This is a genomic window from Paenibacillus sp. AGC31, assembly GCF_057334655.1.
In genome coordinates, this window is record NZ_JBHFJH010000007.1 from 18,730 (window position 1) to 38,577 (window position 19,848).

General features: G+C 47.4%; 15 protein-coding genes and 1 riboswitch. Of the genes, 10 read left to right on the forward strand and 5 right to left on the reverse strand.

Annotation, left to right across the window (positions count from 1 at the left end):
- Positions 1–214: 214 nt before the first annotated feature.
- The 3 genes from ACE04G_RS05465 to ACE04G_RS05475 all read right to left on the reverse strand — a co-directional run bounded on the left by ACE04G_RS05465 (position 215) and on the right by ACE04G_RS05475 (position 3,925).
- A complete protein-coding gene (locus ACE04G_RS05465; RefSeq protein ID WP_036607285.1) occupies positions 215–685 on the reverse strand; it encodes a C40 family peptidase in 471 nt (156 codons plus the stop codon).
- Between the two features lie 3 nt (positions 686–688).
- Positions 689–826, reverse strand: a riboswitch (cyclic di-AMP (ydaO/yuaA leader).
- Between the two features lie 245 nt (positions 827–1,071).
- Positions 1,072–1,923: a hypothetical protein gene (locus ACE04G_RS05470; protein ID WP_449003809.1), complete on the reverse strand. Its 852-nt coding sequence runs from the start codon at positions 1,921–1,923 to the stop codon at positions 1,072–1,074.
- Between the two features lie 10 nt (positions 1,924–1,933).
- Positions 1,934–3,925 (reverse strand): M1 family metallopeptidase, encoded by a 1,992-nt coding sequence (locus ACE04G_RS05475; RefSeq protein ID WP_449003808.1) that lies wholly within the window; start codon positions 3,923–3,925, stop codon positions 1,934–1,936.
- Positions 3,926–4,026: 101 nt separating this feature from the next.
- Between ACE04G_RS05475 and ACE04G_RS05480 the strand changes: the two genes are divergently transcribed.
- Positions 4,027–4,530 carry a YwhD family protein gene (locus ACE04G_RS05480; RefSeq protein ID WP_017691308.1) on the forward strand — a complete coding sequence of 168 codons (504 nt, stop codon included), beginning with the start codon at positions 4,027–4,029 and terminating at the stop codon, positions 4,528–4,530.
- Between the two features lie 203 nt (positions 4,531–4,733).
- Here ACE04G_RS05480 and ACE04G_RS05485 read toward each other — a convergent pair whose 3' ends face one another.
- Positions 4,734–6,812, reverse strand: a complete 2,079-nt coding sequence (locus ACE04G_RS05485; protein WP_449003807.1) for a transglycosylase domain-containing protein — start codon at positions 6,810–6,812, stop codon at positions 4,734–4,736.
- Between the two features lie 403 nt (positions 6,813–7,215).
- Here ACE04G_RS05485 and speE point away from each other — a divergent pair, with 403 nt between their 5' ends.
- The 7 genes from speE to argS all read left to right on the forward strand — a co-directional run bounded on the left by speE (position 7,216) and on the right by argS (position 15,284).
- The gene (speE, locus tag ACE04G_RS05490; RefSeq protein WP_017691306.1) at positions 7,216–8,043 is read left to right on the forward strand and encodes a polyamine aminopropyltransferase; all 828 of its coding nucleotides are present in this window, start codon (positions 7,216–7,218) and stop codon (positions 8,041–8,043) included.
- A 15-nt stretch (positions 8,044–8,058) separates the two neighbouring features.
- Entirely contained in the window at positions 8,059–8,928 is an 870-nt protein-coding gene (gene speB, locus ACE04G_RS05495; protein ID WP_237178613.1) for an agmatinase, read from the forward strand.
- An 831-nt stretch (positions 8,929–9,759) separates the two neighbouring features.
- The gene (locus tag ACE04G_RS05500; protein WP_449003806.1) at positions 9,760–10,947 is read left to right on the forward strand and encodes a WD40/YVTN/BNR-like repeat-containing protein; all 1,188 of its coding nucleotides are present in this window, start codon (positions 9,760–9,762) and stop codon (positions 10,945–10,947) included.
- A gap of 218 nt (positions 10,948–11,165) precedes the next feature.
- Positions 11,166–12,647, forward strand: a complete 1,482-nt coding sequence (locus ACE04G_RS05505; RefSeq protein WP_449003805.1) for an alpha-N-arabinofuranosidase — start codon at positions 11,166–11,168, stop codon at positions 12,645–12,647.
- Positions 12,647–12,916 carry a DUF6171 family protein gene (locus ACE04G_RS05510; protein ID WP_237178610.1) on the forward strand — a complete coding sequence of 90 codons (270 nt, stop codon included), beginning with the start codon at positions 12,647–12,649 and terminating at the stop codon, positions 12,914–12,916. Before ACE04G_RS05505 ends, ACE04G_RS05510 begins: the two co-directional genes overlap by 1 nt.
- Positions 12,917–13,182: 266 nt before the next feature.
- Positions 13,183–13,608, forward strand: a complete 426-nt coding sequence (locus tag ACE04G_RS05515) for a YwiB family protein (protein ID WP_017691299.1) — start codon at positions 13,183–13,185, stop codon at positions 13,606–13,608.
- Positions 13,605–15,284: an arginine--tRNA ligase gene (gene argS, locus ACE04G_RS05520; protein ID WP_062838124.1), complete on the forward strand. Its 1,680-nt coding sequence runs from the start codon at positions 13,605–13,607 to the stop codon at positions 15,282–15,284. Before ACE04G_RS05515 ends, argS begins: the two co-directional genes overlap by 4 nt.
- 288 nt (positions 15,285–15,572) lie before the next feature.
- Here the strand turns inward: argS and ACE04G_RS05525 are convergent, their stop codons facing one another.
- On the reverse strand, positions 15,573–16,727 hold the full coding sequence (locus ACE04G_RS05525; RefSeq protein ID WP_221824824.1) for a S8 family peptidase: 1,155 nt from the start codon (positions 16,725–16,727) through the stop codon (positions 15,573–15,575).
- A 462-nt stretch (positions 16,728–17,189) separates the two neighbouring features.
- On the opposite strand from ACE04G_RS05525, the gene rpoE reads away from it, so the two are divergent.
- Complete coding sequence (rpoE, locus tag ACE04G_RS05530; RefSeq protein ID WP_221824826.1) at positions 17,190–17,759, forward strand: DNA-directed RNA polymerase subunit delta; 570 nt, start codon at positions 17,190–17,192, stop codon at positions 17,757–17,759.
- Between the two features lie 453 nt (positions 17,760–18,212).
- Positions 18,213–19,817 carry a CTP synthase gene (pyrG, locus tag ACE04G_RS05535; RefSeq protein ID WP_076217010.1) on the forward strand — a complete coding sequence of 535 codons (1,605 nt, stop codon included), beginning with the start codon at positions 18,213–18,215 and terminating at the stop codon, positions 19,815–19,817.
- Positions 19,818–19,848: the final 31 nt, after the last annotated feature.

Below are 19,848 nucleotides of genomic sequence, written 5' to 3' on the forward strand. Positions count from 1 at the left end.
TAAAAACATCATAAGGGCACGGACGAACGAACGCAAAATGAACCTGTTGATGTCGCAGGATATGCCCTGAGTAACTTGCAACATGAATAAGGATTGAAGCACAAAAAAACCGCCGGATACATTCCTGCGGAGAATGTACCGGGCGGTTCTGTTATGCTTCTTGCTTCGTTCCAGTATGGTTAATGGTTACAGCATCATGTTGCTCAGCTTGTCCCTAGTCAAGGGCCAGTGATTCATATGCGTCCGTGCTCATAATCCGTTTCGCGCCAACATAACGATTGGCCCAATAGTTTTCACTCAATGCACTGATTGTAACGCCTTTGGAAGAAGAGGAGTGTGCAAACTTTCCATCCCCTACAAAGATTCCTACATGAGATACGCCTTTACCTGTTGTATTAAAGAACACCAGGTCGCCAGCTCTCATTTCCATGCGGGATACGGAATCGCCCATGTCGAATTGGGAACTGGATTGACGTGCCAAATCAATACCCAACTTGTCGAATACATACCGTGTAAATCCGGAGCAGTCAAAGCCGTTAAGCGTTGTTCCCCCACTTTTGTATGTAGTTCCCATTGCTGAATCAATTACTGTGTCCATCTTTGAATCTGCGAATGCGCTACCTGCACCAAGTGATAATGCGAATGTGATGCTAAGTACAGCTGCGGTTAATTTCTTCTTGAACAAGAGATATTCCCCTTCCAACGCCTGCGAGGTTAGCTTAAGGATTCGGTTGAAGGTCCCCTATGATCCCTCTGTAGCAAGATCAATTCACCCATAACTGGTTCCCCCGCTTCCCAGGTGCCAGGAATTTGGCTATGCTAGTTATGCACCTGCGAAATCAAGAAATGACGATTTAATTTTAAGTAGTTACAAATATGAATGTAAAGATTACAAAGTTGTTACTAAAAACTCACTGCGATTATTGTAACAGAGGAGTACGGCTTTGGCAACGTTTAGCAAAAAAATTAGCAAAAAAAACCTCGACCTTTGACGGGGAAAGGTTGAGGTTTGCCTATTTATAAGTACATATTAGGCCATGAGTTTAACATCTGATGGTAACAATTTTTAAACTATCTGCTCTCACCTTTGGATATTTTGGACTGCCATAATCGAAAATGGCTGCATATTTTCCACAGACTCAATAGACATCTGGCAAGTGGATACGTCTGTTGTAGTATAAGTCCGGTAAGTCCCGTTAATAACCATGAGGCTGAAGTGAAGGCCCCAAAGACGAGCAGGTGTACTCCGCCCAGCAGGAGTGCAATGCCGATTACAGCGATGAGATGACGCATTGCAATCCAGAGTGCTTTGAGGGTACCGTGAGCCCCGCCTTCTCCTTCTGGTGCCGACACACCGAACTGCATGTAGAGTATGACATGTTGGATGATCCAACCATATACAATCCAAGCAGCAACATAAGGTATACCAGGCAAAAGTAATTGAAGCGAATGAAATCCGTCTATGAGAATGGAGTAGAGCTTCGGTATGAGCCAGTAGGCGGGCAGAAGGATCAATAATGTACGTATGGTGTGGAGAAGCAGCATCGGTTTCCACAGATTTTTGATTCCGCGGATAAAGGGGATGCGCTCTTCTGTAGAATTAAAGTGCTGAAGTGAGTAGAGCAGTCCTGCCTGAATGAGGGGGCTGATCAACATGCGAACCAGCAGCATGCCCCCGAGAATCCATAGATAACGATGAACCTCCGGATGGGTAGATAGGTTAAGTTGACTTTCCATTTTGAACAAAAGTGTACTCAAATCCCCGGCATCAGCATCTGGATAACGCAGGAGTAGTGGGATGACCGCCGATTGTACCATTCGATAGAAGAAATATCCCCAAATGAGTTGATAGAGAAATAAGAGTGCAGCAATGAACATATGCTGACGGACGAGAAACCAGCCTTCACGTATTTTCGCTTTCACCGTTTCCACCTCACCATGACAGACCTCCGAATATGGCTTCTATTAGTTTGGTTACACTCATGCTCCAGCGGGACTTTGCCTGCTCATCCAGTCCGGATTTCAGGAAATTGTTCATATGGCGGTTCTCCAGCACGATCGAGTACAGGGGATCGGTCATGGCCCAGGATACGGGGGATGTGTGAGTTAATTTATACGTGATGCGATCTTCTTGTCCATTCCATTGCTTGGTGAGGATATGCCCGTCTTCAAAAGCAATGCGAACAGGAACGGCGTTGTAATCACTTCCTTTTTTTGCGATCGTCACGGATGACTCGTACAATGTTTGACCGTCTTTCTGTACGGGCGTAACACGAATCTTCTCTACAGCAAAGTCAGCCATCCCGTTACCATAGACGTATTGGTCAAAATAATCAGACCAGGAAGTGCGGGTCACTTGTTCCACAACGTTCTGAAAATCAGCCGAAGTGGGATGTTTGAAGCGGTACTTCTTCACATAGGTAGAGAGAATGCGTTCCATCTTTTTGGCACCGACTTGATGTTCGATACCAAGCAATACAAGCTTGCCACGTGTATAGACATTGGCTGCATACTCATTCTGTGAATCAAACTTCCAGGATTCTTGTGTTAAGGATGAAGGAGACGTAATCAGTCCCGATTGTACCGGCAGATTCGGAATCAATCCGTATTCCTGCTCCATCAGTTTGTCTTCTGCATAAGAGGTGAACCCCTCATCCAGCCAGGCTTCCTCGAATTCGTTGCTGGCAACCATGCCGTAGAAGTACTGGTGTCCGATCTCGTGGATTACGGTACGTTCCAGGTCATAACCTGGCGTAGTGTCATCGGCTCCAAAGGCCGTAACTAGCGTAGGGTATTCCATACCTCCAGCACCGTTCCCCGCTTTGGGTGGAACTACGATGGATAAGGTAGCGTAAGGATACGGGCCAAACCATTTGCTATAATTGGCTAGAGCGGCCTTCGCAGCATGGAAATAACGTTCTTTCAGATCCTGATGAGCTGGGTCCAGATATAACTTGATTCGTACACCAGGCACATTGGGTGCAGAGAAGGGTTCCTCGGCGTACACAAAATCGGGTGAGGCTGCCCAGGCGAAGTCATGCACATCATCGGCATAGAATTGATAGACCTTTTCTCCGTTCTTCACCACGGCTTGCTGCGTTGGAAATCCGGTAGCAGCCACTTTGTATGTTTCAGGCACCCGAATACGCACACTATATATACCGAAGTCAGCGTAAAACTCTGAATTGCCATGGTACTGGTGCAGATTCCAGCCTTCCGTTGTTCGTCCACGTCTGCCCACAGGCTCATAGGCACTTAATTTGGGAAACCATTGACCTGCCATGACAAAATGATCAGCAGTTCCCATCCGGGCAAAAATCTTTGGCAGATTCACTTCAAATCGGGTGTGGAGTGTGATACTTTCCCCGCCTTTGACGGGTTTGGGCAGGCGTACTTTAATGAGGGTGGTGTCCTTGATATTTCCGTCATCTGGTTGCACATACTGCATCCGGTGCAGCAGAGAGAGCCCGTCCTCCGTTTTCATTTCGGTAATGTTCATGGAGCCGTAACCATTGGTAGGCATGACATCACCCCGAAGCTTTCCGCCGGATTCCTTCATAAAGGTGGTGTCAGCAGAAGAGAAGGCGTTGGGATACATATGAAAGTAAAGCTCGTTGACGGTTTTTTTGCCTGGATGAGTCCAGGTGATCGTCTGAGTCCCTTCCAATACGTTTCCTTCGACCAGCTTCACATCCATGTGGTATTCCACAACACGGTTGCTGTACACTTCGGCTGTAGGGGTCTGTACACTTTCTGGAGGTGCTGGAGTTGGAGCTATTGCCTTGGGCTTGCCCGATTCGGGGGCGAGTACTGGCAATTCGGAATGAGTTGAGCGATTATAACCCAGAGTGATCCATATCCCTCCGGCAAGTACACACAGGGCCAGGGATGCAGTGAGCCAGCTCTTGGCGCGTCGTGGAATCATCGTTAAATACCTCCCGTTGACAAGCATCTACAGCATGTATATGTTTGCAATGGGGCAATTATTAGTTAAAATATTTGTATCAACCCTTGGAGGCTATAAACATGGACCAAAACGAGCAAAACGGCAAAAAACAGATTGCCTTGAATATCGTTAGTGCAAAAAGTAAGCATAAAGGCTTCGGTGCAGGCTCCATTGAACTGAATAACCTTTCCCCGGTCATTATTGATAATGGCGAAGCCAAAATCGATATTGGTGCGATGCATGCGAAGAGTAAAGTGGAACGCAATATCAAGTTCTCTACCAATCGAGAGGATGTGCCCAACGGACGCCAGGTATGGCTGGTGTGGGTAGCTGTCGATCGCACGGAGGAAGGCCAACTGTATGGTGGAGCAACGGCATGTGAGATGTGGATTGATACAGAAGCAAGACGTGGATGGAAACTGCTGGCCGAACATGTGAATCGCATGGATTATGCCTTGAAGCGTCGCTTCATGCTGGATGAGCTTGGACCTGAAGCTCGAGCTGCACTTAAGACACTGCTGATCTCACACAACGAAGACTGGTGGAATGCTTCTCCAGATGTATTGAAGGAAGCACTCGCCTAAGGCAGATCATTTTCAACAAAGTATAAAAGCAAAAAAAAGCAAAAGGCCCCTTGACCGGAAAGTTCGGTTGGGGGTCTTTTGCTTGTGAAACGATCTTATTCATCGATCTGAATAATTATGAGTTTTTCATCCAGAGAGAATTTCCAATTGTTCAATATAACCAGGGGTTATAGGTGACGCAACTAAGCCATAGCGCATTTGCGTCATTCTACCCACCAACGTTTGAAATCTCCCCACCAAGAATGTTTCTCTTCCTGTATGCCTTTTTGATTCTGTACCTGACGGGTCTTCTCATTTTCTCCAGAATCCGAATCATCCGTCGTACCATGACAAACCTCTTTTGGTTCAGTGCCATCAATAAAGACTTCCAATCGTTTCTCTTCACAGCCGTTGCCTGCCAGTTTGCCGGATTCCGGGTCGATATAGACACTTACAACATGATCAGGCACGGTGAAAATTTTGGGTGGTACGCTCGCAAGAGCCTGCTCTGTGAATTGGGCAAAGATCGGCGCCGCCCGGCGACCATCCGAAGTCGAGATGGCTTTGCCTTGGTCGTACCCTACCCATACAGCGGTGGAGAGCTCGGGTGTGAACCCAACCAGCCAGGCATCCGTATTGGTCGTCCCTGTCTTTCCGGCAACCGGACGTTTGATCGCCTTAGACACCCGGTTACCCGTTCCCCCATTTTCGAAGACACTTTCCATTAAACGAGTCAGGACATAAGCTGCTGCAGGTTCCACGACGGTCTCAGCTTTGGTTTGAGGCGATTCATAGAGTACACGTCCTGCGGCATCTGTTACTTGCAGAATGGCGACAGGTGGCGTCCGTTGTCCACCAGCAGCAATGACGGAAAAGGCTGACGCCATCTCCAGCGGACTGACAGGTGACGTTCCCAGTGCAAGAGAAGGTACGGCGCTCAGGTTGCTTGTAATGCCAAGGTTTTTCGCCATACTCACAACCTGTTCAGGACCGATCTGCATAATGGTGTTCACCGCATAGATATTGTCTGAAGCGGCGATCGCCTGTCTTAGATCAATCTCACCCAGATACTTGTCTCCAAAGTTGCCGGGTTTATAGGTTTTGCGGTCATTGTCATAGTGAAACAGGGTAGGTTCACTGTTAAATATGGATGCGCTGGTGAGTTGCTTGGATTCCAGGGCTGCCAGATACATAATGGGTTTAAACGCCGAACCTGGCTGGCGCGTGGTCGCCAGAACATGGTTAATCTGATTGGTGCGGTAATTCTTGCCGCCTACCATGGCTTTGATGTAGCCTGTACGAGGGTCGATGGACACGAGAGCCGTCTCCAGCTCGCTTTTGGCATCCATACCCTTCGCTATGGCGTCTTCAGCTGCTTTTTGTACACGCAGATCCAGGGTGGTGTAGATATTTAATCCCCCATGATCCAGCATCGCTTCACTGATTCCCAGCTCTTTGATGGCCAGACTCCGGATATAGTCACGGAAATACGGGGCACTTTCCACCGTTTTACGCTCACTTTCCGGTTTGAACGAAAGCATTTTCTCATAGGCCTTATCGGCTTCAGCCTGGGTGATCTTGCCGATATCCGCCATGGCATTCAGCACAATCTTCTGCCGGTCTTTGGCATTCTTCATATGGTTATAGGGTGAATAGTAGGTAGGTCCTTTCGGGATTCCTGCCAGCATGGCGCTCTCTGCGAGATCCAGCTGTTTGGCTGATTTGCCAAAATACATTCGTGAAGCCGCTTCAATTCCGTACGCACCATGCCCATAATAGATTTCGTTTAGATACATCTGCAAAATTTCATCCTTGCTGTATTTCATCTCCAATTGCGCCGTGTACATGGCTTCCTTGGCTTTGCGAGTCCATGTTTTCTCATGAGACAGATACAGGTTACGCGCCAGCTGTTGAGTCAATGTACTCGCACCCTGCGACATCTGCATATGTTCGAGGTTAACGAGCACAGCCCGTCCCATCCCTTGGACGTCGAACCCGTAGTGATTATAGAATTTGCGGTCCTCTACAGCCAGAGTGGCATTGACCAGATCTGGAGCTATATCCTCCAGTTGAACGGGTACAGAGTCTTTGCCACCTGCGGAGAAGGTAGCGATGACTTCACCTTGACTGTCCAGTAATCTGGAATTCCGGTCAGAGTCTGCGAGGGGCAGGCTGGTTGCGTATAGATAGACTAATCCTGCAGCGGTAGCAAGTATAGCGAGCACGGCGAGCAGAGACAGGTTTTTAATGAATTTTCGTACAGGGAACCCGCGTTTGCGGGTCTTTTGATTTGGCTTGGTCATGGAACGGGCTCCTCTCTTTTCTTCCAGTATGGGACTTGATTGGCAGGGATATTCAATCGGGTGCATAAGCAAACAAAATGTAGCAGTTTCGCCTTAAAAACCGTTTTGCAGTATAAACGTCAATCGCGTATAATGCAAAAGGGTAATGAAAAGGTAAGATTCGGCACAAGATACTAAAGCGCGTAAGGACGAACAGACGAATGGTCATTGATTCATTGATTAGTCAGACGCTCTGGTCAATTTAATCTATATAATGAAGTGAACCGCGGACCTTTCCCGCAGGCCAGCAATGATAACGCGATATGGCGCCGAACGCTGGACGTGCTTGGGCGAACCGATTATAGTGCACAGCACTTGGTCGGGTATGGCTGATCATTAACTTTACGGAAAGAAGGTAGAGATTATGGAATTGTGGTTTACGGAGAAACAGACCCCGGTATTCGGGATCACCGCGAAGATTAAGCAGACCTATGTTACAGAGAAAACGGATTTTCAAGATTTGGCCATGGTAGAGACCGAAGAATTCGGTAACATGTTGCTTCTTGATGGCATGGTGATGACGACTGTAAAAGACGAATTCGTATATCACGAAATGGCGGCACACCCTGCGCTGAACACTCACCCGAATCCGAAAAAAGTTCTGGTTGTCGGTGGTGGCGATGGCGGAGTCATTCGTGAAGTCATTAAACATGCAGCTGTAGAAAAAGCAGTTCTCGTCGAAATTGACGGTAAAGTCATTGAATACTCCAAAAAATATTTGCCTGAAATCGCCGGAAAGTTGGACGAGCCTAATGTTGAAGTGCTCGTAAACGACGGCTACATGCATATTATTGAACATAAAAATGAATACGATGTGATCATCGTAGACTCGACGGAGCCTGTAGGCCCGGCTGCGCCATTGTTTGAGCGTGGGTTCTATCAAGGCATCTACGAAGCATTGAAAGAAGACGGAATCTTCGTTGCCCAAACGGACAACCCTTGGTTCAAGGCGGATCTGATCCAGAAGGTGAACAAAGACGTCAAAGAAATCTTCCCGATCGTACATGTGTACGGCTGTAATATTCCAACCTATCCAAGTGGCTTGTGGACATTCACCATGGGTAGCAAGAAACATGACCCGCTCGAAGTGGATGAGACACAAATCCCGGAGATGGATACCAAGTATTACTCTCCGCGTCTGCACAAAGCAGCATTTGTACTTCCTAAATTCGTGGAAGATTTAACGAAATAAAAGGGGAAATCATTAATGAAACTGGATCAAGCTTATTCAGGAAACGTATTTATTTGCAGCTCTGAGGATTATGAGAACTCCAAAGCGGTTATCTATGGCATGCCGATGGATTACACCGTCAGCTTCCGTCCGGGTTCCCGTTTCGGCCCATCTCATATCCGTCAGGCATCGGTTGGACTTGAAGAGTACAGCCCATATCTCGACAAAAGCATTGTAGACATGACATACTTTGACGCTGGAGACCTGCTCTTACCTTTCGGTAACGCGGGACGTAGCCTTGAGGTAATTCATGAATACATCGGCAGTCTGCTCGCTGACGACAAATTCCCAGTGGGTCTCGGTGGCGAGCATCTGGTTACTTGGCCAGTCATCCAACAGATGTACAAGAAATACCCGGATCTTATCCTGATTCATATTGATGCACACGCTGACCTTCGTGAAAACTATGAAGGCGAGCCATTGTCCCACTCCACACCAGTGCGTAAAGCGGCTGAGTTGATGGGTGGCAAAAACATCTATCAGTTCGGTATCCGTTCCGGCTCCCGTGAGGAGTTCCAGTACGGTCGCGAGAACATCAACTTCTATCCATTTGAAGTGGCAGCTCCAATGAAGGAAGCTCTTCCGAAGATGGGCAATCGTCCGGTATACGTAACTATCGACATCGATGTGCTTGATCCATCAGCAGCACCAGGAACAGGTACGGCAGAAGCGGGCGGCATTACGTCCAAGGAACTGCTGGAAGCCGTTCATATGATCGCAGGATCTGATGTGAATGTCGTTGGTTGTGACTTGGTTGAAGTTGCACCAATCTATGATCCAACACAACAGACACAGATTGTAGCTGCGAAGCTGATCCGTGAAATGCTGCTTGGATTCGTGAAATAACATAGAATGATCGATAAGTATAACGCTCTCTGTCTGCGCGGTTTCAAATTTGCGCAGGGGAGAGCGTTTTTGTATTGTTAACTTTTGGACAGAGCTGTGCTATACTGACTACATAAGTATTCAGTAGTATATTAATTGATATATTACATTCGTGAAGTATATGGTGATCGGGTTCGGTCATATACTAAAAAGAGCCTTTACCGCTACCAACGGTAAAGACTCTTAGGACCCGAAGGCTGTGGATTGCCACGGCGCGCATGAACTAAATAATGCTATTCAAGCGAAACCCACCGTCAGGCTTCCGACCTTATGAGGTGGGTTTTCACTTGCTACGAAACTTTTTGCGTAACCAACGGTAAAGCTTTCGCCCACTCAGTACAATACTGAGGATCGCAGCAATCCATCGGATTACATCAAGTAACGCCACAAGTTTGACCATCGACGTCACCCCCTTTCGGGAAGCTGCGCCGTGGTCTGAAAAACATCCACCGATATTCAAAAGTCCATAACATTAATTATAGCACGTATGTTCCCTTGTCTTTACCATTTTTTGCTTGTGTTAGTATAGCTCGTATATGCAGGTTTCCTGCCTTGGCATGACTCCATCTTAATATTTATGCCTTTTCTTAAGTATCAGTTTTGTTATCCTTGGTATCAGGACATTTCCCATTTAACTTAGAGTACACAACGTTTAGTAATCAACCACCCTTGCCTACATGATCCAATCATGGGTAAAGGTGGTTTTTTTCTTGCGAAATTGTCATCGGGGTTAATCAGATTGTTACGTTAGAACCATCAAATTTGGGTAAAACCATAGAAGGAGGTGTTACGATGACAACCAAGAGTACAATGACATGGAAACGGATTGGTGCACTCGCATTATCGTTAACACTGGCTTGGGGGATGGGACCGGTACATACGCTATCAGGTGCTAACGCTGCATCCTCACAGGCATGTGGAAAGGGAGATCATGGACTATCTGCTACATTGAAAAAGGGCAGCGGTGTGGAAGAGCAACACCTGCAGTTTACTGACATTGATTTTCTTAATGATACGACCGGACGAGCTGGGGGTGAAGGCTTCCTGATCGGTACCTCGAATGCAGGATGTACGTGGCAGTCCATATATACCGGGCAGTGGCAATTCACACAGCTTGATTTTCCGAATAATGTGAATGGATATGCGTTGGCACAAGTGAAAAATTCACCTGCAGCTTATCTGATTCGTACCAATGATGGCGGATCGCACTGGACGAGGCTTGATACGCCGGGCATTCAATTCAAACGAATCGATTTTCGCAATAAAGATGTAGGTTACGGTTACACCTATAATGGTGCATATCAGACGAAGGATGGCGGGGTAACCTGGAGTAAAATGAATACACCTGCCAACACGCGTGCAGCTGCCTTCGCAACAGAGAAGCAAGGGTATGCCGTCGTGGTTGTACCTGGATCGGGATATCATCTGAAGCAAACGAGTGATGGCGGCAAAAACTGGGCAACCTCTCTTCGAGTTGTCTCAGACACATGGAGCGGAGCGGATCTGTATGCACATGGCCAGCAAGTATGGGCTCTTCTGTATGGTGATGCAGGCATGTCCCAACAATCGTACTCCCTCTATGCGAGCGGTAATCAAGGCAAGAACTGGACCCAAGTATTTGCACAATCCACAGCAGGGGGAGGTCCTGCACCAGGTACAAACAGTACGGGCAAAGGAAACGGACCAGCCAACCCGGGTGGACATCCCGGCAACATGGCGTTGATTGGTAATCAGACGGCTTATCTGTCTGCAGGTTCACCCGCAGCTGGCAAAGTGGGTATTGGACGTTCTTATGATACAGGTTCCACGTGGAAAAACGTTGACTTGAAAGATCCGGGGTACAGTTCCCGTATCTCGTTCCCATCGGCCAAGACGGGGTGGCTGGTAGTAACAAGTGGTAACTCCCCTGCGATCTATCAGACTAAAGATGGTGGAACAACGTGGACACAAAAAATGTTGTTGCCTTCAGAGCAGGATTAAATAGCCTGTTATTCTGAAATAACAACGGGGCAAATCCAAATTAGAAAGGAATGATAATCAATTTGGCATGTCTCCGTATGAATTTCTATAACAAACAAGCCTCTTCCTAATCAATTACACAGGAAGAGGCTTGTTTGTGTAGAAATAAAAACGGTTGAAACCTACTCCAAAACGAGTTATTGTAAGCGATAACAATACATTATATGGAGGTTGAAATTATGGCTGATGTTATTTTAAAGGCGGATTCAGATCAAGGATTAATAAATCGCAATATATATGGTCACTTTTCCGAACATTTGGGACGTTGTATTTATGAGGGGCTGTGGGTAGGAGAAGATTCACCCATTCCGAATACGGATGGGATTCGAAATGATGTATTAACGGCCTTGCAGAAGCTTAATATTCCAGTACTTCGCTGGCCAGGTGGTTGTTTTGCCGATGAATATCACTGGAAAGATGGTGTAGGTCCGAAGAGTGAGCGTGCTCGTATGATCAATACACACTGGGGCGGTGTGGAAGAGAACAATCACTTTGGCACACATGAATTCTTGAGATTATGTGAGTTGCTCGGCACGGAGCCATATATCAGTGGCAACCTGGGTAGCGGTACAGTGCAGGAGATGCAGGAATGGGTGGAATACATCACGTTTGACGGCGAATCCCCGATGGCGAACTGGCGTAAGAGTAACGGTAGGGAAGAACCGTGGAAAATGAAGTATTTTGGCGTGGGAAATGAGAACTGGGGATGCGGCGGCAATATGCGTCCTGAATATTATGCAGATGAATATCGCCGGTATGCTACATATGTACGTAACTATTCCGGGAACGAGATTTATAAAATCGCTTGTGGACCCAATGAAGGCAACTATGAATGGATGGAAGTCCTGATGCGGGAGGCTGCTCGCTTTATGGATGGGATTAGTCTTCATTATTACACCATCCCTACAGGAGAGTGGAGTGATAAAGGCGCAGCTACAGGATTTGGTGAAGCTGAATGGTTCACCACCTTGAAAAAAACGCTCCATATGGATGAATTACTGGTGAAGCACTCCGAGATTATGGACAAATATGATCCAGAGGGCAGAGTCGGCATTATTGTGGATGAATGGGGTACGTGGTATAACGTTGAGCCGGGAACCAATCCAGGATTCCTATATCAACAGAACACGATGCGGGACGCTGTGCTTGCAGGTGTTAACCTGAATATTTTCAACCAACATAATAAACGGGTACACATGGCAAATCTTGCGCAGATCGTCAATGTGCTTCAATCACTTGTGCTCACGGAAGGGGACAAAATGCTCCTGACACCTACGTATCATGTATTTGATATGTATCAGGTTCATATGGATGCGCAGCGACTGGATTTAAATTATGAAAGCCCTGGGTATACCTTGGGAGAAGAAACCATTCCTCAGCTCAGCTTGTCAGCGTCCCGCAACAAGGATGGGGTCATTCATGTGACAGCTTGTAATCTGAGTCATACCGATGAGTTGGAAGTTGTGTGTCAGCTGGACGCAGCTCAAGCGGCTAAAGTAACCGGGCAGATTCTGCACCATACTGATTTTGGTGCATTCAATACCTTTGAACAGCCGAATCATGTTCAGCCTGTGGCGTGGGAAGGACTCACACTGGAGAATAACACCTTACGTTTTGTTCTTCCTCCAGCATCGGTTGGGGTCATCGCTGTTGAGGGTTAATGATGAAAAGGCAGGAACCTTGCAAGGGCTGTAATGATCAGTACGATGTGAAGATTAGCGATGCCAAAATGGCCAGACTTGTGGAGATTGCCTCGCGTTCGCGTCCGACGGTACAGGATGAGGAATATGAACGTCGGCTCTCCATCTGCTCTGCTTGTCCGGGATTGCAATATGGCACAACTTGTCGGCATTGTGGTTGTCTCGTACAGGTACGAGCGAAGCTGAGTGAGTCAACATGTCCTTTTCCTTATGAATCGCAATGGGCATGATCGGATGAATGAATCTTATTATAATGAAGCAAAAGGGAGTTGCACTTTACAGGTGCGGCTCTTCTTTTTTGGCTTGATGAGGAAAAAACTCTGAATTTGGATTTGAATTGAGCGAGGGAACTGGATATAGTTATACAGTAGAGTGTAGGATAGCGAGCTATCCGGGAATATGAGCGCGTATAGCGACACAACAATACGGGAAGGGCTGTTCTCACCAGCCGTGCCTGATTTTGCGTCGCCTCGAATATAATGGAGGTTTAACATTCATGTCGAACATGCGACCGGTACACATCCGGCTGCACAGCCGTTATGAAGGTGAAGATGTGCTGCAGGAAATGCAGGGTGAAGCCGTGTTAAAAGGGTCTGTTCTTTATGTTCGTTATGAAGAACCGCAGGTTGGACCTGAGGGAGGTACAACCCGTACAACATTGAAGCTGGGCGGACAATCCATCAAGATTATACGTCATGGTGAGGTGGAATCGGAGCAGACTTTTGAGTTGAATCGGAAGCTTCCTGGTTTCTACCGATCACCATACATGTCGTTTGCCCTGTCCACGCATACACAGAAGCTGGAACTTTCCATTCAGGGATTGAGCGCACGCGCAGCGTGGAGCTACGACTTTTACCGCTTTGATGAAGAATCCGGACATTTCGCGATTAGTTTGCATATACAGGAGGAACCAATTTCATGACACGTAATCCACTAGATACGATTAACGAACGGGTAAGCACGGCCATCGGTAACGCCATTGTGGCGGCCGGAATTGTCACGCAGGACGAATTGCCTGCGATCACACTGGAAGTGCCACGTGAGAAGACTCACGGGGACTTGGCGACCAATGCTGCCATGCAGCTGACCAAGATTGCCAAGCGCAATCCGCGTCAGATTGCTGAAGAGATCATTGCCAATCTGAATCTGGCTGAAGCAGGAATCGAGAAGGCTGAGATCGCTGGTCCAGGATTCATTAACTTCAAATTGGACAAGAGTTACCTTTACCCAGTACTTGCGCTTGTGCAGGAGCAAGGTAAAGATTACGGAAGAATTAGCATCGGAGAAGGACGCAAAGTCGAGATGGAGTTTGTCAGTGCCAACCCGACAGGCAGTCTGCATCTGGGGCATGCCCGTGGAGCAGCCGTAGGTGATGCTCTATGTAACATCCTTGACTACGCAGGATATGATGTAACCCGTGAATACTACATTAATGATGCAGGTAATCAGGTGTTTAATCTGGCTCGTTCTATTGAAGCTCGTTATCTGCAAGAGCTGGGTCAGGATGCTGAGATGCCTGAAGACGGTTATCACGGCGAGGATATTAAAGGATTCGCCAAGCAGCTTGTTGCTGAAAAGGGTGAAGAATTGCTGTCCATGCACCCCGGTGACCGTGCGGCTTATTTCCGTGACTTTGGTCTGGAGAAGGAACTGGACAAGATCAAACGTGACTTGAATCGCTTCCGTGTTAACTTTGACATTTGGTTTAGCGAAACTTCTCTCTATGACAACGGAGAAGTGCTGCGCGTACTGGATGAATTGCGTGATCGCAATGAGATCTATGAGCAAGACGGGGCAACTTGGCTGAAAACGATGCAGTACGGTGACGACAAAGAACGTGTATTGATCAAGAACGATGGCACGTATACTTATCTGACACCAGATATTGCTTATCACCGCGACAAATATGCTCGTGGATACGACACGATGATTAACATCTGGGGTGCCGATCACCATGGATATATTCCACGGATGAAAGCCGCGATGCAAGCACTGGGCAATGACCCTGAGAAACTGGTGGTCTTGATTGCACAGATGGTGAGCTTGTTCCAGAACGGTGAAAAAGTGAAGATGTCCAAACGGACAGGTAAAGCTGTAACGATGGAAGATCTGATGGATGAAGTCGGCATTGATGCCATCCGTTACTTCTTCACAATGCGCAGTATGGACTCCCATCTGGACTTTGACATGGACCTTGCGATTTCGACATCCAATGAGAATCCGGTATTCTACGTACAATATGCGCATGCCCGTGTATGCAGCGTATATCGTCAGGCTGAAGAACAGGGTATTGAGCTGTTGCCACTGGCACAGATTGACCTGTCCAAGCTGACAACAGAGCACGAGTATGACCTTCTCCGCAAAATGGGAGAGCTGCCTGAGGAAATCTCGGCAGCAGCAACAGGATATGCGCCTCATCGTATCATCCGTTATGTATACGAGCTGGCATCCCTGTTCCACAGCTACTACCGTGCAGAACGTGTCATTACGGAAGATGCGCAGCAAACTCAAGCACGTCTGGCACTGATCGGTGCTGTACGTACCGTTATCGCAACAGCGCTTCGTCTGGTAGGCGTGACCGCTCCTGACAAAATGTAAATTCCAGGCTCGCGGCCTATCCCGCTCTGCCTAAGGCAAAAAGTCTCCATGTCCACGTTGAGTGCCTTCAACGTGGTACATGGAGACTTTTTTTGTTGTGTACCCTGAGTTGAAGAAAACGGAATGCCTGACCCATCCAAGGCACACTAGCCTGCCCTGACATCATAGCAGGCGTAATCTAGGGTCTCAGCCGCTACGTAATACTCCCTCGTGCGTACTGCCTGGGCCGGGCTACTGCGTTTCGCCACGAGCCTCAATCAAGTTCTGCTGACGGCTGACAGAGCTGGCTCACTCACCGCCCTCTTGCATTAGCTTCAGGGCATCAATCTCACCACCGCGCACCTTGCTTTTTGCGGTGGTGGTCTTGCGGGCGCGCAGCGGGATCGTAGCACGTTTGACGAGTGTCTTGATTTCACTAGGGGATAACCCCGGATGTTTGGAGAGCAGCAAGGCGATAGCGCCACTCACATGGGACGTCGCCATGGATGTGCCGCTCATCTCGTGATGTTTGCCTTGTACCCAGGAGGAGACAATTTTATCACCGGGTGCATAGACATCCACATATGCGCCACGATTGCTGAAGGATGCAATACGTCTGTTTTTGTCAGTTGCCCCAACAGATATGGTCTGGGGATACCGTGCAGGGTAATCAATACTGCGGCGTTTGCCGTCATTTCCTGACGAAGCAACAATAACGATTCCAGCATGGTACGCACGATTGACAACGTCAAGAAGCGCCTTGCTGCGTGTTTTCATGCCAAAGCTCATATTGATGATATCGACCTTGTTGCGCACACACCAGTCGATGCCAAGTACAATATCGGATACATAAGCCGATCCGTTGTGGTCAAATGCTTTTACTGGATAGATCAGGGAGCGTGGCGCTACACCAATCATGCCTGCGGTACTGTTGGCAGCAGCGATAGTCCCTGCAATGTGGGTACCGTGTCCGTTATCATCATGAGGAAGCAGGCTGCGGTTTAACAGATTGATTCCGCGTGCCAGGGAATAACGAAGATCAGGATGGTGATAATCAGCACCTGTATCAATCACACCGATTTTAATCCGGTGTCCGGTAGAAACAGACCATACTTTGGGCGCCCGAATCTGCTTCACTCCCCAGGGTATGCCCTGGGCATTGCTTGGTTTGCTGTGGAGTGCGGTGGCATGGAGGGAGATGGGTACGTCTGCTTCAATTGTAATCTCATCCCCATAGCGGTATAGGTCCTCCGGGCGTTGGACTGGAGCGATAATGGAACGAGCCAGTCGCGAGGAACGGACAACCCCAAGATCGGTGAATTCATTCCGCATTCGGGACAATTCTACGAGACAGGCCTCGTACTGCTGCGGTTTGGCAAATCGGATCAAATATCGCCCTCCTTGTTCTGGTTCAGGGCGTCGCATTCCGTCAATCAATTGATGCAATAAACCAGTATAGTCCATAATGGGCAGCCCCCTTCGGGATGAACATGCTGAGGTATTCTATGAATGCGCTCATCCCGCCGCATGGGGAACTTGCCCTTTTTTTACAAAAACACATTCTCTTCGTGTCAAAACGGGCGCAGAGACATATGATGGATGGAGAGCTAGAGGGCTCTTGCGGGGAACCTGGTGAGGAGTAATCCTCCAAGGGTATACAGTCAGAAGGCGGAGGGGACTCCGTCTTTTTTATGATGGAGTTGTCTCTTTGGCAATAGAGGATATTTCTGTGGGATCGATGCCACTTCACGTTTAATATATGGACATATTGTTGCTGCTCTCCGCATTTGCGTCGCATCCGTACATAAAAACTTGCTTTTTAACGCTAAATAGGTTTTACTTAGGTTTGTTAATGGATATGTTATACGTAACAGTCCAGTTCGTAGGGGTTAAAAAGTGAATTTTGTGTGAGAGGAAGTGTCTGCAGTGAGTACCTCGCTCAATTTGAAAATTGATAAAGAAAAGGTAAAAGAGATCCCTTTGGTGGACCTTGCCTTTATGGTGCTGAAAGCGGCTAATACGCCGTATTACTATCGTGACTTGATGAATGAGGTAGCGAAGCAGCGCGGAATGACTGATGAAGAAATCAACGAGTTTATCGCCCAGCTATATACCGAGATTAATATCGATGGCCGTTTTGCTTGCGTCGGTACAAGTCTGTGGGGCTTGAAGCGCTGGTATCCGGTAGCTGGAACAGAAGATTCCATGACGGGTGCGAAGCGTCCGCGTATCATCAACGATGAAGACGATGATCTGGAAGATGAAGACTTCGGTGAAGAAGACAGCTATAACAGTGATGAAGACTTCGACAGCACGGATAAAGAAGAAGAAGAAGAAGACGAAGAAGATGAAGACGAAGATGACATCTTTGACGAAGAAGACAGCGAAGAAGAAGTGCTGGTTGAAGATGATGATCTGGAAGATGAAGACCTCGAAGAAGACGAAGAAGAGTCCGAAAACGAGGATGAATTTGACGACGATTCTGATAATCGGTAGTCATTTTTGACGTCTATAATTTACCCGTTTCCCCGGAATAGTCAGCCTTGACAGCAGACGGGGTAACGGGTAAACTATTGCATGGGCTTATGAATGAGCGACAATATATTTATGTTTTTTATAGAAGGTGCCCCGTCCTGCGGGAGTACTTTTTTTTGTATTTTTAGAGGCATAATTTTGCAAAATGTTTTCAATTCCACATGCTCCCGGCCAACATTTCGTGGCCCGTTTTTGTATATCAAAAACACGAAATGGAATGAAGGCTACCGGAATGTTTGCACCATTTTTTGCTGTAAAACAATGTTTATTTAAACCGTCTTCGCAGAAAGAGCAGTTCGCAGATGCAGGGAATTTCTGCCATTGCTCTTTTTAACGATGATTACCTGGGAAACAGGTTACGATAACACCATATATCGCCTGAATTTCTGTACTTATATTAGGAGGGTAATAACAGTGACAAAGTATATTTTCGTGACGGGCGGAGTTGTGTCCTCCCTGGGCAAAGGGATTACGGCTGCTTCTCTGGGCAGATTGCTGAAAAACAGAGGGCTTAAGGTAACGATCCAGAAATTTGATCCATATATTAACATCGACCCAGGGACAATGAGTCCTTATCAGCATGGCGAGGTTTTTGTAACGGATGATGGCGCGGAAACGGATCTGGACCTTGGCCACTATGAACGTTTTATTGATATCAATCTCTCCAAAAACAGCAACGTCACGACTGGTAAAGTATACTCTTCCGTCATCAGCAAAGAGCGGCGCGGGGAATATCTGGGCGGAACGGTACAAGTTATCCCACACATTACGAACGAGATCAAAGAGCGGGTATTCCGCGCTGGGCGTGAAGCGGGTTCGGATGTGGTTATTACGGAAATTGGCGGAACAGTGGGCGACATTGAGAGTTTGCCTTTCCTGGAAGCTATCCGTCAGATCAAAAGTGATGTAGGTCGCGACAATGTGATGTATATCCACGTAACACTTATTCCTTATATCAAAGCAGCTGGTGAAGTGAAAACAAAACCAACGCAACATAGTGTTAAGGAATTACGAAGCATCGGTATTCAACCAAATGTGATTGTATGCCGTACAGAGTATGAATTGTCTAAAGACATGAAAGCCAAGATCGCTCTCTTCTGCGACATTGATGAGAATGCCGTGGTTGAATGTCGTGATGCAGACACGTTGTATCAAGTACCTCTGAACCTGCGTGAAGAAGGTTTGGATGAGATCGTGGTAAATCACCTGAAACTGACTACTCCTGCACCGGATATGAGCGAGTGGGAAGGACTGGTTGACCGGATCAACAAGTTGGAGCATACAGTTGAGATCGCTATTGTTGGTAAATATGTAGCGCTTCATGATGCATACCTGAGTGTTGTTGAGTCGTTGTCTCATGCAGGATTTGCATCCAATGCCGATGTGAAAATCCGCTGGGTTCCTTCTGAAGATATTACGGATGAGAATGTAGGCGACCTGTTGCATGGTATTGGCGGTATCCTTGTTCCTGGCGGATTCGGAGATCGTGGTATTGAAGGTAAAGTATCGGCAATCCGTTATGCTCGTGAGAAACAAATCCCGTTCTTCGGTATTTGCCTGGGTATGCAGGTTTCCGTTATTGAATATGCACGTTCCATCGTTGGTTTGAATGGCGCGAACAGTTCCGAGATTAATCCGGCCACGGAATTCCCGGTGATCGATCTGTTGCCTGAGCAAAAAGATATCGAGAATCTGGGTGGAACGATGCGTCTGGGTCTGTATCCTTGTAAGCTTCAAGAAGGTTCTTTGGCGATGGCTTGTTATGATGACGAACTGGTATATGAGAGACACCGTCACCGGTATGAGTTCAACAATGAATACCGTGAAACGATCGAAAAAGCAGGACTGGTTATCTCGGGTACATCTCCGGATGGACGTCTGGTTGAGATCGTTGAACTTCCAGGACACCCATGGTTCCTGGCGGTACAATTCCATCCGGAATTCACTTCCCGTCCAAACCGTCCGCAACCATTGTTCCGTGAGTTTGTAAAAGCTTCTCTGGAGAATGCGCAGAAGTAATACATGTTTTTAGTGTTAATGTAATAGATTA